General features: G+C 60.0%; 10 protein-coding genes and 1 pseudogene. 10 read left to right on the top strand and 1 reads right to left on the bottom strand.

Annotated features, from left to right (window positions below):
- Window positions 1-259 precede the first annotated feature (259 nt).
- From AACY31_RS21330 to AACY31_RS21290, 9 genes and pseudogenes are all read left to right on the top strand, one after another.
- Window positions 260-465 (top strand): annotated as a pseudogene (locus tag AACY31_RS21330) (ABC transporter substrate-binding protein); the annotation flags it as partial.
- Window positions 466-796: 331 nt separating this feature from the next.
- Entirely contained in the window at window positions 797-2,422 is a 1,626-nt protein-coding gene (locus AACY31_RS21325; protein ID WP_339479021.1) for an ABC transporter substrate-binding protein, read from the top strand.
- 306 nt (window positions 2,423-2,728) lie between these two features.
- Entirely contained in the window at window positions 2,729-4,330 is a 1,602-nt protein-coding gene (locus tag AACY31_RS21320; protein ID WP_339479022.1) for an ABC transporter substrate-binding protein, read from the top strand.
- Window positions 4,331-4,501: 171 nt separating this feature from the next.
- On the top strand, window positions 4,502-5,917 hold the full coding sequence (locus AACY31_RS21315; protein ID WP_339479023.1) for an OprD family porin: 1,416 nt from the start codon (window positions 4,502-4,504) through the stop codon (window positions 5,915-5,917).
- A 75-nt stretch (window positions 5,918-5,992) separates the two neighbouring features.
- Window positions 5,993-7,588, top strand: coding sequence for an ABC transporter substrate-binding protein (locus AACY31_RS21310; RefSeq protein ID WP_339479024.1), 1,596 nt, complete (start codon window positions 5,993-5,995; stop codon window positions 7,586-7,588).
- Window positions 7,589-7,662: 74 nt separating this feature from the next.
- Window positions 7,663-8,673, top strand: coding sequence for an ABC transporter permease subunit (locus AACY31_RS21305; protein WP_339491769.1), 1,011 nt, complete (start codon window positions 7,663-7,665; stop codon window positions 8,671-8,673).
- A gap of 10 nt (window positions 8,674-8,683) precedes the next feature.
- Entirely contained in the window at window positions 8,684-9,595 is a 912-nt protein-coding gene (locus AACY31_RS21300; RefSeq protein ID WP_339479025.1) for an ABC transporter permease subunit, read from the top strand.
- A gap of 10 nt (window positions 9,596-9,605) precedes the next feature.
- On the top strand, window positions 9,606-10,574 hold the full coding sequence (locus tag AACY31_RS21295) for an ABC transporter ATP-binding protein (protein ID WP_339505051.1): 969 nt from the start codon (window positions 9,606-9,608) through the stop codon (window positions 10,572-10,574).
- Complete coding sequence (locus AACY31_RS21290) at window positions 10,574-11,554, top strand: peptide ABC transporter ATP-binding protein (RefSeq protein ID WP_339479029.1); 981 nt, start codon at window positions 10,574-10,576, stop codon at window positions 11,552-11,554. Before AACY31_RS21295 ends, AACY31_RS21290 begins: the two co-directional genes overlap by 1 nt.
- Before the next feature lie 184 nt (window positions 11,555-11,738).
- Here AACY31_RS21290 and AACY31_RS21285 read toward each other — a convergent pair whose 3' ends face one another.
- Entirely contained in the window at window positions 11,739-11,987 is a 249-nt protein-coding gene (locus AACY31_RS21285; RefSeq protein WP_339479031.1) for a hypothetical protein, read from the bottom strand.
- Window positions 11,988-12,671: 684 nt separating this feature from the next.
- On the opposite strand from AACY31_RS21285, the gene AACY31_RS21280 reads away from it, so the two are divergent.
- Window positions 12,672-13,031, top strand: coding sequence for a DUF6124 family protein (locus AACY31_RS21280; RefSeq protein ID WP_207963287.1), 360 nt, complete (start codon window positions 12,672-12,674; stop codon window positions 13,029-13,031).
- The last annotated feature ends 905 nt before the right edge of the window (window positions 13,032-13,936 follow it).

Raw genomic sequence — 13,936 nt, 5'->3', positions numbered from 1 at the left:
GTGAGCCGCCGTCAGGGCGGAACCCTAAGCAGCCGTTACCGCAGCAATGGATATGTACCCCACCAACAAAACCCTGGCCGGCTGTCAGGCCGCCTTCGCGAGCAGGCTCGCTCCCACAGTTGGATCGGAGTATGACCGGGAGAGCCAGGTCGGCTGTCAGGCCGCCTCGCGAGCAAGCTTTGCTCCCACAGGCCTGACGGGTGTGTGACCGGACAGCCTCGCCCCCGAAACGACAAGGCGCCACCCAGGGAAGCCGCAGGTTGCGACGAGTACCACCCTCAACTTATGGGCAATGACGGTGCAACGCGCGTCCCTCCCTAACGCACGAATGCCGGCACACATGCTCCAGCAGAAAAGGATCAAGACCATCGTCAGCATGAGTGAAGCAAGCACATCAAGCGTGCAAAAACTGGCGAACATGCTGCAATGATTTACATCGAGTCCTCCGATAACCCGACAACTGACTGGAGCGATAAACAGGGATTTCAAACTCAGCCCATTCGGCCTCACACCCGTCTACGGCGCGGGTTTGAAGAAGCAACACCCGCCCATTTCCGGTGCATTGCGGCCGCCAAACGCACCCGAAAAGAGCGCGATTTACCTCGAAAAAACACGCGCAAACGATCAAATGCGCCGAAAGTTACACGGATGCGACATTAAGGTACGTTCGTACCACTGTTTCGGGTTTGTGACCGCTCTGGATCTTGCATTGGGTATGGGGCCTGCATAAGTATCCGCAGGACGACTCACGAGGTCGCCCTCAAATCCAAAAATGACAACAAATCATGAGGCCAACATGCTTAAACAAGCGGTCATTCCGTTTTTAGTCGGCGCAAGCTTATTAGCCAGCGCACCTTTCGCCCAAGCCGCGACTAACCTGGTGTTCTGCTCCGAAGGGAGCCCGGCCGGTTTTGACCCTGGTCAGTACACCACCGGAACCGACTTCGACGCCTCTGCAGAGACCATGTTCAACCGCCTGACCCAGTTTGAACGCGGCGGCACCGCTGTGATTCCTGGCCTGGCAACCAAGTGGGATATTTCCGAAGACGGCCTGACCTACACCTTCCACCTGCGTGAAGGTGTCAAGTTCCACACCACCCCGTACTTCAAGCCGACCCGCGAATTCAACGCCGACGACGTGCTGTTCACCTTCGATCGCATGATCAGCAAGGATGACCCGTTCCGTAAGGCCTACCCGACCGAGTTCCCGTACTTCACCGACATGGGGATGGACACCAACATCACCAAGATCGATAAAGTCGACGACCACACCGTCAAGTTCACCCTCAAGGATGTCGACGCCGCGTTCATCCAGAACATGGCCATGAGCTTCGCCTCGATCCAGTCCGCCGAATACGCCGCCCAGTTGCTCAAGGAAGGCAAGCCCGCGGACATCAACCAGAAGCCGGTCGGCACCGGCCCGTTCGTGTTCAAGAGCTACCAGAAAGACTCCAACATCCGCTACACCGGGAACAAGGACTACTGGAAGCCTGACGACGTGAAGATCGACAACCTGATCTTCGCCATCACCACCGACCCGTCGGTGCGCATGCAGAAGCTCAAGAAAAACGAATGCCAGATCACCCTCTTCCCACGCCCGGCCGACCTCAAGTCCCTGAAGGAAGATAAAGCGCTGAAAATGCCTGACCAGGCGGGTTTCAACCTGGGCTACATCGCTTACAACGTGATGGACAAGATCAAGGGCAGCAATGAGCCAAACATTCTGGCCGACCTGAAAGTTCGCCAGGCGCTGGACATGTCGGTCAACAAGCCGCAGATCATCGATTCGGTCTACCAGGGCGCTGGCCAGCTGGCTGTCAACGCCATGCCGCCAACCCAATGGTCCTACGACACCACCATCAAGGACGCCAAGTACGACCCTGAGAAAGCCAAGGCGCTGCTCAAGGAAGCCGGCGTCAAGGAAGGCACCAACATCACCCTGTGGGCGATGCCGGTGCAGCGTCCGTACAACCCGAACGCCAAGCTGATGGCCGAGATGCTGCAGTCCGACTGGAAGAAAATCGGCCTGAACGTCAACATCGTCAGCTACGAATGGGGCGAGTACATCAAGCGTTCCAAGGGCGGCGAGAACCAGGCGATGATCATCGGCTGGAGCGGCGACAACGGTGACCCGGACAACTGGCTCAACGTGCTGTTCGGCTGCGACTCGCTGGCCGGCAACAACTTCTCCAAATGGTGCGACAAGAAATTCGACGGTCTGGTCAAGGAAGCCAAGCGCACCACCGACCAAGCCAAGCGCACCGAACTGTACAAACAGGCACAACACGTCCTCAAGGATGCCGTGCCAATGACACCTATCGCTCACTCGACGGTGTATCAACCCATGCGCGCCAACGTTCAGGATTTCAAGATCAGCCCATTTGGCTTGAACTCCTTCTACGGCGTCAGCGTCAGCAAATAAAGACAGGCAACGGCGGCGTCCTCAACGTCGCCGTTGCTGTATCTGCCGAGACCAAGACCCAGGAAACCGCCTACATCCAAAAGCACTGCATACCACAGCAGTTGGTTTAGGACGTGTCGCCCTTTCCCATAAGTCTTCCAGGCATTACGCATTTACCGCCTGGCCCACGACGCCTCCCGTCGAGGCCTGGACGGCTTGCTGATCCTGCGGCATCGCGACGCAATGGAATGAGCTCAGTGTTCCGGACCTGTCCCCGGAAGGACACCGGTTCACTGTTAAAACACCCCGAACGAGAGAGGGAGCGTCATGCGCCATACCTTGGTTTTATCCGCATTGCTGAGCACCGGCCTGTTGGCCACGACATCCGCAGCCCAGGCTGCTGGCAGCAGCCTGGTGTTCTGTTCCGAAGGCAGCCCCGCTGGCTTCGACACCGCGCAATACACCACGGCCACCGACAACGATGCCGCCGAGCCGCTGTACAACCGCCTGGCCGAGTTTGAAAAAGGTGCGACCAATGTCGTCCCAGGGCTGGCAACAAGCTGGGACATTTCCGAAGACGGCCTGAAGTACACGTTTCACCTGCGCGAAGGGGTGAAGTTTCATACCACCAACTACTTCACACCGACCCGGGATTTCAACGCCGACGACGTAGTGTTCACCTTCAACCGCATGCTTGACCCGCAGCACCCGTTCCGCAAGGCCTACCCCACCGAGTTCCCGTACTTCAACGGCATGAGCCTGAACAAGAACATCGCCAAGGTGGAAGCGACCGGGCCGCTGACCGTGGTCATGACCCTCAACAGCGTGGACGCCGCGTTCATCCAGAACATCGCCATGAGTTTTGCCGCGATCCTGTCGGCCGAGTACGCCGACCAGTTGCTCAAGAGCGGCAAGCCGAGCGACATCAACCAGAAACCGATCGGCACCGGGCCGTTCGAGTTCAAGAGCTACCAGAAAGACTCCAACATCCGCTACGTTGCCAACCAGCAGTACTGGGCGCCGGAACGGGTCAAGCTCAACAACCTGATCTTCTCCATCAACACCGACGCATCGGTACGGGTGCAGAAGCTCAAGGCCAACGAATGCCAAGTCACCCTGCATCCGCGTCCGGCCGATGTGCCGGCCTTGAAGAACGACCCCAAGTTGCAACTGATCGAGAAACCCGGCTTCAACCTCGGTTATATCGCCTATAACACCCGCCACAAGCCGTTCGACCAGGTCGAAGTGCGCCAGGCGCTGGACATGGCGGTGAACAAGCAAGGCATTCTCAACGCCGTGTACCAGGGGGCGGGGCAACTGGCGGTCAACGCCATGCCGCCGACCCAATGGTCCTACGACGAGACCATCAAGGACGCTCCCTACAACCCGGAAAAAGCCAAGGAGTTGCTCAAGGCCGCCGGGGTCAAGGACGGCACCGAAATCACCCTCTGGGCCATGCCCGTGCAACGCCCCTACAACCCCAACGCCAAGCTGATGGCCGAAATGCTCCAGGCCGACTGGGCGAAGATCGGCCTGAAGGTGAAGATCGTCAGCTACGAATGGGGCGAGTACATCAAGCGCACCAAGAACGGCGAGCACGACATCAGCCTGATCGGCTGGACCGGTGATAACGGCGACCCGGACAACTGGCTGGGCACGCTGTACAGCTGCGACGCCATTGGCGGCAACAACTACTCCATGTGGTGTGACCCGGACTACGACAAGCTGATCAAGCAGGCCAAGGTCGTCACCGACCGCGACCAGCGCACCGTGCTCTACAAGCAGGCCCAGCAGTTGCTCAAGCAGCAAGTGCCGATCACCCCTGTTGCCCACTCGACGGTCAACCAGCCACTGAGTGGCAAAGTCGAAGGGTTCAAGGTCAGCCCCTTCGGTCGCAACGTGTTCTCGGGCGTCAGCCTGAACCCATAACCGTATAGCCACACAGCGAGGGTTTCCGTTGAAGCCCTCACGCAGACGTCTTGCCATAATTCGCCGATCAGGCGCCATGCAAACGTTTGCTAGCTGTGATTGAGTTGCAAAAACCGATAGCCGTATCACCAAAAAAGAACGGCATTAAAAAGAAAAAAAGGAGCTTTACCCATGAAACTGAGTAGCACCGCGTTACTGGCCCTGGCCATCAGCAGCATCACCGCCACGGCGTATGCTGAATCCCAGAGCCAGGCGGTCACCCCGGTGACCCTCAAGACCACCAGCGAGCAAAGCGAAGCCAAGGGCTTCATCGACGGCCAATCCGTCAGTGGCAGCACACGCAACTGGTACGCCAACGAGCAATTCAAGCGCGGCGCGAAACTCACCTATCGCAAGAACGGCGAAGCACGCGAGACCGACCGCCGTATCAACTGGCTGCAAGGCACCATCATCAAGTACAACTCGGGCTTCACCGAAGGCACCGTGGGCTTCAGCACCGAGCTGGCCGCCTACAACGTCATCGCCCTGGACCAGGATCGCAAGGACCTGGCGTCCAACAATGGCGGTGCACCGACCACCCGTCCTGGCGCCGGTAACAACCGTACCCTGACCCGCGAAGGCGGCGACGCCGTAGGCCAGTGGAGCAAACTGGGTCTGGCCAACGTCAAGGCCCGCGTTTCCAACACCACCCTGACTGCCGGCCGCCAGAACTTCAACAGCCCGATGGTCGACGTCATCGGCAACCGTGCCCTGCCCTCCAGCTTCCAGGGTGTGAGCCTGCACAGCGAAGAGTTCGAAAACCTGGGCTTCGACATCGCCACCTTCGACCGCAACTCGCCACGTACCGAAGAGAGCCAGCGCAAATTCCGTTCCGAATACGGCGACAGCAGCGTTGAAACCGATCACGTCAACACGGCAGGCATCACCTACCAGCCTCTGGCCAGCCTGAAGACCAGCCTCTGGGCGACCCAGGCTGAAGACATGTGGAACCAGTACTACTTCGGCGCCACCCACGAGCTGGGCGACAGCTCGATGCTGAGCCTGACCACCGGCCTGAACTACTACAAGACCATGGATTCGGGCAAAAGCAAACTGGGCGAGATCGACAACGACACCTACTCCCTGTCGTTCGGCCTGACGCACCAGGCCCATAGCCTGACGTTCTCGTACCAGGAAGTGAACGGTAACGAGTACTTCGACTATCTGCACGAAACCAACGGCATCTACCTGGCCAACTCCCTGCTGTCGGACTTCAACGGCCCGAACGAGAAATCCTTCCAGATCGCCTACGGCCTGAACATGGCCGAATACGGCGTGCCGGGCCTGAAGTTCAACATCTACCAGGCGCGCGGCTGGGGCATCGACGGTACTCACTACAACAGCACCGGTTATAGCGATGTACGGGCCATGGACGGTGAGCACCACTACGAATACGGCATCGGCGCATCCTATGCCGTACAGAGCGGCCCACTGAAAGCCACCGCGATCCGTGCGACCTACACCGCGCACCGCGCCAGCGACAATCAGGCCGACGGCAGCCTCAACGAGTTCCGCCTGGTCACCATCATCCCGTTCAACATTCTCTAAACTGCCACCGGGCGGTCGACTCACAAGGTCGCCCGCCCGGTCTTTTGCCAATTACCCGATTGCAGAGGATTGACGATGAACATGATCCCCCTACGCGCCGCCATCGCCGCTGCGCTGCTGAGTGTCGCCGTTGGCGCCTCGGCCAAACCCCTGGTGGTTTGCACAGAAGCCAGCCCGGAAGGCTTCGACATGGTCCAGTACACGACTGCAGTCACCGCCGACGCCGTGGCGGAAACCATTTTCAATCGCCTGGCCGATTTCAAGCCCGGCACCACCGAAGTGATTCCGGCCCTGGCCGAATCCTGGGACATCAGTGACGATGGCCTGACGTACACCTTCCACCTGCGCAAGGGCGTCAAGTTCCACGCCACCGACTACTTCAAGCCGACCCGCGACATGAACGCCGACGACGTGGTCTGGAGCTTCCAGCGCCAGCTGGACCCGAATCACCCCTGGCACAAACTGTCGAGCGTGGGTTTCCCGTACTTTGAAAGCATGGGTTTCAAGGAACTGCTCAAGAGCGTCGAGAAAGTCGACGAGCACACGGTCAAGTTCAGTCTGACCCGCCGTGAAGCGCCGTTCCTGGCCGACATCGCCATGGCCTTCTCCTCGATCTACCCAGCCGAGTACGCCGATCAGTTGCTCAAGGCCGGCAAGACCGGCGATCTCAACAGCAAGCCAATCGGCACCGGGCCGTTCGTCTTCCAGCGCTACAACAAGGATGCCCAGGTGCGCTTCAAGGCCAACCCGGATTACTTCCGTGGCAAGCCGCCGGCGGATGCGCTGATATTGGCCATCGCCACCGACAACAACGTGCGCATGCAGAAGCTCAAGACCAACGAGTGCCAGATCGCGCTGTACCCCAAACCCGATGACATCCCCAGCATCAAGAAAGACCCGAACCTGAAGGTCGCCGAGCTGGATGCGATGACCGTTTCCTACACCGCCCTGAACACCAGCCACAAATACATGAGCGACGTGCGGGTGCGCAAAGCCATCGACCTGGCCTTCGACAAGGAAGCCTACGTCAACGCGCTGTTCGGCAAGGGCAACGCCACGGTGGCGGTCAACCCGTACCCGTCGACCCTGCTGGGTTTCAACCACGACCTGAAGAACCCGACCCGCGACCTGGACAAGGCTCGCCAATTGCTCAAGGAAGCCGGCGTGCCGGAAGGCACCGTGTTCACCCTGTTCACCCGCAACGGCGGCGGCCCGACCAACCCCAACCCGATGCTCGGCGCGCAGATGATGCAGGCCGACCTGGCGAAAGTCGGGATCAAGGTCGATATCCGCGTAATGGAATGGGGCGAAATGCTCAAGCGCGCGAAAAACGGCGAGCACGACATGGTGTCCGCCGGATGGGCGGGCGACAACGGCGACCCGGATAACTTCCTGACGCCTATGCTCAGCTGCGAGGCCGCCAAGAACGGCGAGAACTACGCGCGCTGGTGCAACGAGAAATTCCAGGCGCTGATCGACCAGGCTCGCGCCACTGTGAGCCCTGAAGAACGCATCAAGCTCTATGAACAGGCCCAGGTGATTTTCAACCAGGACCAACCGTGGATCAGCATGGCCCACACCCGTATGTTCACCGCAATGCGCAACAACGTAGAGGGCTATGTGATTAGCCCGCTCACCACCAACAACTTCGCCACCACTCAGGTGAAGTAGATCAGAAAACGCTCGGTATCCCTTATCCGAGGGCTACCGAGCACGCCTAACCGGCTGATGAGGTACACCTGAAGATGTTTAGTTTTATTGCCCGCCGACTGGGATTGTTGATCCCCACGTTCTTCGGCATCACCTTGCTGACCTTCGCGTTGATTCGCATGATCCCCGGCGACCCCGTGGAAGTGATGATGGGCGAACGTCGGGTCGATCCCGAAATGCATGCACAGGCAATGGAACGCCTTGGCCTCAATAAACCACTGTATGCCCAGTACCTGGACTACATCGGCAAACTGGCCCAGGGCGATCTCGGCGAATCGCTGCGTACCCGTGAAAGCGTATGGACAGAGTTCAGTTCCCTGTTTCCCGCGACCCTGGAACTGTCCATGGCCGCGCTGTTGTTCGCCGGTATCCTGGGCCTGCTGGCCGGGGTGATAGCGGCACTCAAGCGAGGGTCCCTGTTCGACCATGGGGTGATGGGCATCTCCCTGGCGGGATACTCGATGCCGATCTTCTGGTGGGGCCTGATCCTGATCATGTTCTTCTCGGTGTCCCTGGGCTGGACGCCGGTGTCGGGACGGATCGACCTGCTCTACGACATCGAGCCGAAAACCGGCTTCATGCTGATCGACACCCTACTGACCGATGAGCCGGGGGCGTTCCTCGACGCCCTGCACCACCTGATCCTGCCAGCCATCGTGCTGGGCACCATTCCGCTGGCGGTGATCGCCCGCATGACCCGCTCCTCGATGCTTGAAGTGCTGCGCGAAGACTACATCCGCACCGCCCGCGCCAAGGGCCTGTCGCCTTCGCGGGTGGTGTTCGTGCATGGCCTGCGCAACGCGCTGATCCCGGTGCTGACAGTGGTCGGCCTGCAAGTCGGCACGCTGCTGGCCGGTGCGGTCCTGACCGAAACGATCTTCTCCTGGCCGGGCATCGGCAAGTGGCTGATCGAAGCCATCGGCGCCCGGGACTATCCCGTGGTGCAGAACGGCATCCTGTTAATCGCCTGCCTGGTGATTCTGGTCAACTTCGTCGTGGACGTCCTCTACGGCTTTGCCAACCCACGCATCCGTCACCAGCGCTGAGATCAAAACCATGAGTACTCCAACTACCGCGGTAGCAGTCGATCAAAGCCTGCTGTACCCGTCCCCGTACAAAGAATTCTGGCAAGCGTTTTCCCGCAACAAGGGCGCCGTCGCCGGCCTGCTGTTCATGACCCTGATCGTGTTCTGCGCGCTCTTCGCGCCGTGGGTCGCCCCCCATGACCCGAGCGAGCAGTACCGCGACTTTTTGCTGACCCCGCCGGTCTGGCTCGAAGGCGGTCAACTGCAGTTTTTGCTGGGCACCGACGAACTGGGGCGCGATTTGCTCTCGCGACTGATCCAGGGGTCGCGCCTCTCGCTGCTGATCGGCTTGTCGTCGGTGGTGATGTCGCTGATCCCGGGCATCCTGCTGGGGCTGTTCGCCGGGTTCTTCCCGCGCATCCTCGGCCCGACCATCATGCGCCTGATGGACATCATGCTCGCCCTGCCGTCCTTGCTGCTGGCCGTGGCGATCGTCGCCATCCTCGGCCCAGGCCTGATCAACACCGTGATCGCCATCGCCATCGTTTCGCTGCCGTCCTACGTGCGCCTGACCCGGGCCGCCGTGATGGGCGAACTGAACCGCGACTACGTGACCGCCGCCCGCCTGGCCGGTGCCGGCCTGCCGCGCCTGATGTTCATCACCGTGCTGCCCAACTGCATGGCACCACTGATCGTCCAGGCAACGCTGAGCTTTTCCTCGGCGATCCTCGACGCCGCCGCCCTGGGCTTCCTCGGCCTTGGCGTGCAACCGCCCACCCCTGAGTGGGGCACCATGCTGGCTTCGGCCCGTGACTACATTGAACGCGCCTGGTGGGTCGTGAGCCTGCCTGGCTTGACCATTTTGCTCAGCGTGCTGGCAATCAACCTGATGGGCGACGGGCTGCGCGATGCGCTGGACCCGAAACTCAAGAATGCCGCCTGAGGAGATTCCCATGTCACTGCTAGAAATCAAGAATCTCAACGTTCGCTTCGGCGATGCCACCGCTGTGCCGGTGGTCGACGGCCTGAACCTGAGCGTAGAAAAAGGCGAAGTCCTGGCCATCGTCGGCGAATCGGGCTCCGGTAAATCCGTGACCATGATGGCGCTGATGGGGCTGATCGAACACCCCGGCATCGTCACCGCCGACGCGCTGAACTTCGACGGCAAGAACATGCTCAAGCTGAGCAACCGCCAGCGCCGGCAGATCGTCGGCAAGGACCTGGCGATGGTCTTCCAGGACCCGATGACCGCCCTCAACCCCAGCTACACCGTGGGTTTCCAGATCGAAGAAGTGCTGCGCCTGCACCTGAAGATGTCCGGCAAGGCCGCGCGTAAACGCGCCATCGAACTGCTGGAAAAAGTCGAGATCCCGGGCGCCGCCAGCCGCATGAACGCCTACCCTCACCAACTGTCCGGTGGCATGAGCCAGCGTGTGGCGATTGCCATGGCGATTGCCGGCGAGCCGAAACTGTTGATCGCCGACGAACCGACCACCGCCCTGGACGTGACCATCCAGGCACAAATCATGGACCTGCTGCTGGCCCTGCAAAAAGAGCAGGACATGGGCCTGGTGCTGATCACCCATGACCTCGCCGTGGTGGCTGAAACCGCCCAGCGCGTGTGCGTGATGTACGCCGGCCAAGCGGTGGAAGTGGGCCAGGTGCCGGGGCTGTTCGACGTTCCGGCCCACCCCTACAGCGAAGCGCTGCTGGCGGCGATTCCGGAGCACAGCATGGGCGCCGAACGCCTGGCGACCTTGCCCGGCATCGTGCCCGGTCGCTACGACCGCCCACAAGGTTGCCTGCTGTCGCCGCGCTGCCCGTATGTGCAAGACAACTGTCGTCAACAACGCCCGGCCCTCGATCCGAAATCCAACAGCCTCGCCCGCTGCTTCTACCCGTTGAACCAGGAGGTGGCGTGATGGCCGTCGTACTTACCGCCCGTGACCTGACCCGTCATTACGAAGTGTCCCGTGGCATGTTCAAGGGCCATGCGAACGTGCGCGCCCTCAACGGTGTGTCGTTCGAACTGGAAGCCGGCAAGACCCTGGCCGTGGTGGGCGAGTCCGGTTGCGGCAAATCCACCCTCGCACGGGCCCTGACGTTGATCGAAGAGCCGTCCTCCGGCTCCTTGAAAATCGCCGGCCAGGAAGTGGCCGGCGCCAACAAGGCCGAACGCAAGCAATTGCGCAAAGACGTGCAGATGGTCTTCCAAAGCCCTTATGCGTCCCTCAACCCACGGCAGAAAATCGGTGATCAACTGGCTGAGCCATTGCTGATCAACACCAACCTGTCGGCCACCGAGCGGCGCGAGAAAGTCCAGGCGATGATGAAGCAGGTGGGCTTGCGCCCCGAGCATTACCAGCGCTACCCGCACATGTTCTCCGGCGGCCAGCGCCAGCGCATCGCCCTGGCCCGCGCCATGATGCTGCAACCCAAGGTGCTGGTGGCGGACGAACCGACGTCGGCGCTGGACGTGTCGATCCAGGCCCAGGTGCTGAACCTGTTCATGGACTTGCAGGAAGAGTTCAACACCGCTTACGTGTTCATTTCCCACAACCTGGCGGTGGTGCAGCACGTCGCCGACGACGTGATGGTGATGTACCTCGGCCGCCCAGTGGAAATGGGCCCCAACGAGAACATCTACAGCCGCCCGTTGCACCCGTACACCCAAGCGCTGCTGTCGGCCACCCCAACCATCCACCCGGACCCGAACAAGCCGAAGATCAAGATCGTCGGCGAACTGCCCAACCCGCTCAACCCGCCGTCCGGCTGCGCCTTCCACAAGCGCTGCCCGTACGCGACCGAGCGTTGCAAGACTGAAGAGCCGGCGTTGCGCCCGCTCGATAATCGGCTGGTGGCGTGTCACTACGCCGAGCAGTTCCTCGACGGCGCGGCGTAGGAGCTGCGTAGGAGCTGCCGAGTGCAACGAGGCTGCGATCTTTCCAAGGACACTTGAATCCCAAGCGAAAGATCAAAAGATCGCAGGCTTCGCCAGCTCCTACAGAGTCCAGCAAGCTCCCTCGCCACGGGAAATAAAAAACCCTCCAGCCCGACCAGGCTGGAGGGTTTTTTATGTTGGATATCTACGTCTGGCTATCGCCCTCTTCATCTTCATCATCGTCCGGCGTATCAATCGGCGAAGCATCATCCTCGCCATCGTCCGGATCACCGGCGTCCGCATCGGTCGCGGCAAGCATCAACTCACCTTGAACCACCGAGCCACTCGACGCGTGCTGCTCATGCTCATCGCACTCCGCCCACGCCGCTGTGGAGCCCAGGGACAGCATCACCAACACCTTCAGCAAAAACATCATGCGTAGCAGCTTACTCATAGCCATTTCCCTCTTTTCCGGATAAAGCCGGGGCCCGACGGTGCTCAAGAAAATCTAGTTCTGAACAGGCCGGTTCACCAGATAGGACGCTGCCGAACCACCAGAAATGCCACTACCCGACAGATTGGTTTCGAATAAGTGTTATCTCCAAACCCACTAACACTCAAAAACCAGCGTGGGAGCAAGGCTTGCCCGCGAAGAGGCCGGCACATCCAACATCCAGGCAAGCTGACCCACCGCTTTCCCGAGCAGGCTTTGCTCCCACAGGTTGGGTCCGCATGACAATGGTGCTGACACCCGCCCCCTTAATGGCTACGCATTAAGCCTTACAGACAAATACCCAGTAACATGGAGCGCTAGTCCTGAGGCTACATCGTCTTGCACCTTTGCCTACAACTCAGCCAGAATCCGCCGGCTTGTGCGCCTTGATCCGTATCGGTAGCTTGGTTCCCGTCACTGCTCATCAGTGATCGGGTTTAGCGACCCGAATCGGTATGGATGCAACAGCGCTTCTGATTTCATTGTGGATGTCATGTCTGCAATCGTTGCAATGGCGGCTGTGCGCGGGAGACCTTTGGGTCTGCCGGGCTCCTGTACCCCCGGTTCGCTAACCTGCGTCCAGCCGCCACCCCTACTTGCTTAGCGACAAGTCATGGCGGCTCAATCAGGTTCAGGAGATTCACCATGTTCAAAGCCACACCCAACCCGCCAGAATCAGACCCCACCTCGTCCTACTCAAGCCTCGACCCGGAAAAATTCCACGAAGCCACTGAACGGGCGCTCGATTATTACTTGAAGCCGGAACAAGCCAAAGCCAAGAAAGAGCCGCGAGCAGCTCAGCTCTTGACCGTCGTGGAGGGGATTGATAGCGAAAGCCTACTCGCCAACCTCAGCGAAAACCTGGCCTCCGCCAACGCCATGATCAGCGACTTGGCATTCGACCTTGAAGGCTCTCGCCGGCATGTTGCGATGGGGATCCTGCAAGTGATTGAGGTGAGTGAGCTGCTGGCGAATCGGGCGCTGGATATTGCCGATCCGCGTTAGCAACCTACCCATGCAAGCTGACTTGCCGCCATCGCGAGCAGGCTCGCTCCCACAGAGAATCTGTGCCGAACACAAATTTTCTGTTCTCTGAAGATCCAGCGTGGGAGCGGGCTTGCTCGCGAAGAGGTCGGCACATCCAACATCCAGGCGAGCTGACCCACCGCTTTCGCGAGCAAGCCCGCTCCCACAGGGGACTATGGATGACCGGGAAATTGAGGACTGGCACAAAACCAGTGTGGGAGCGAGCCTGCTCGCGATGGCGTCGGCACATCCAACACCCAGGCAAGCTGACACTCCGCTATCGCGAGCAGGCTAGCTCCCACAGGGGATCTGTGCAGAACACAAGCTTCTGCCCACTGAAGATCCAGTGTGGGAGCGGGCTTGCCCGCGAAGAGGCCAGCACATCCAACATCCAGGCCAGCTGACCCACCGCCATCGCGAGCAAGCTTTGCTCCCACAGAGGAAACTGTGCCAAACACAAGTTCCTTGCCCACTGAAGATCCAGTGCGGGAGCGGGCTTGCTCGCGAAGAGGCCGGTACAGCCAACATCCAGGCCAGCTGACCCACCGCTTCCGCGAGCAAGCTTTGCTTCCACAGAGGAAACTGTGCCAAACACAAGTTTCTTGCCCACTGAAGATCCAGTGTGGGAGCGAGCCTGCTCGCGAAGAGGCCGGCATATCCAACATCCTGGCAAGCTGACCCACCGCTATCGCGAGCAAGCTTTGCTCCCACAGAAGAAACTGTGCCGAACATAATTTTCTTGCCCACTGAAGATCCAGTGTGGGAGCGAGCCTGCTCGCGAAGAGGCAGGCACATCCAACATCCAGGCAGGCTGACCCACCGCTATCGCGAGCAGGCTCGCTCCCACAGTTAATTATTCATGTTCAGGACACGGACAAGCCAAA

The sequence above is a fragment of the Pseudomonas sp. RL_105y_Pfl2_101 genome, assembly GCF_963970585.1.
Lineage (GTDB): Bacteria > Pseudomonadota > Gammaproteobacteria > Pseudomonadales > Pseudomonadaceae > Aquipseudomonas.
This window is presented reverse-complemented; position numbering and strand designations above follow the sequence as displayed.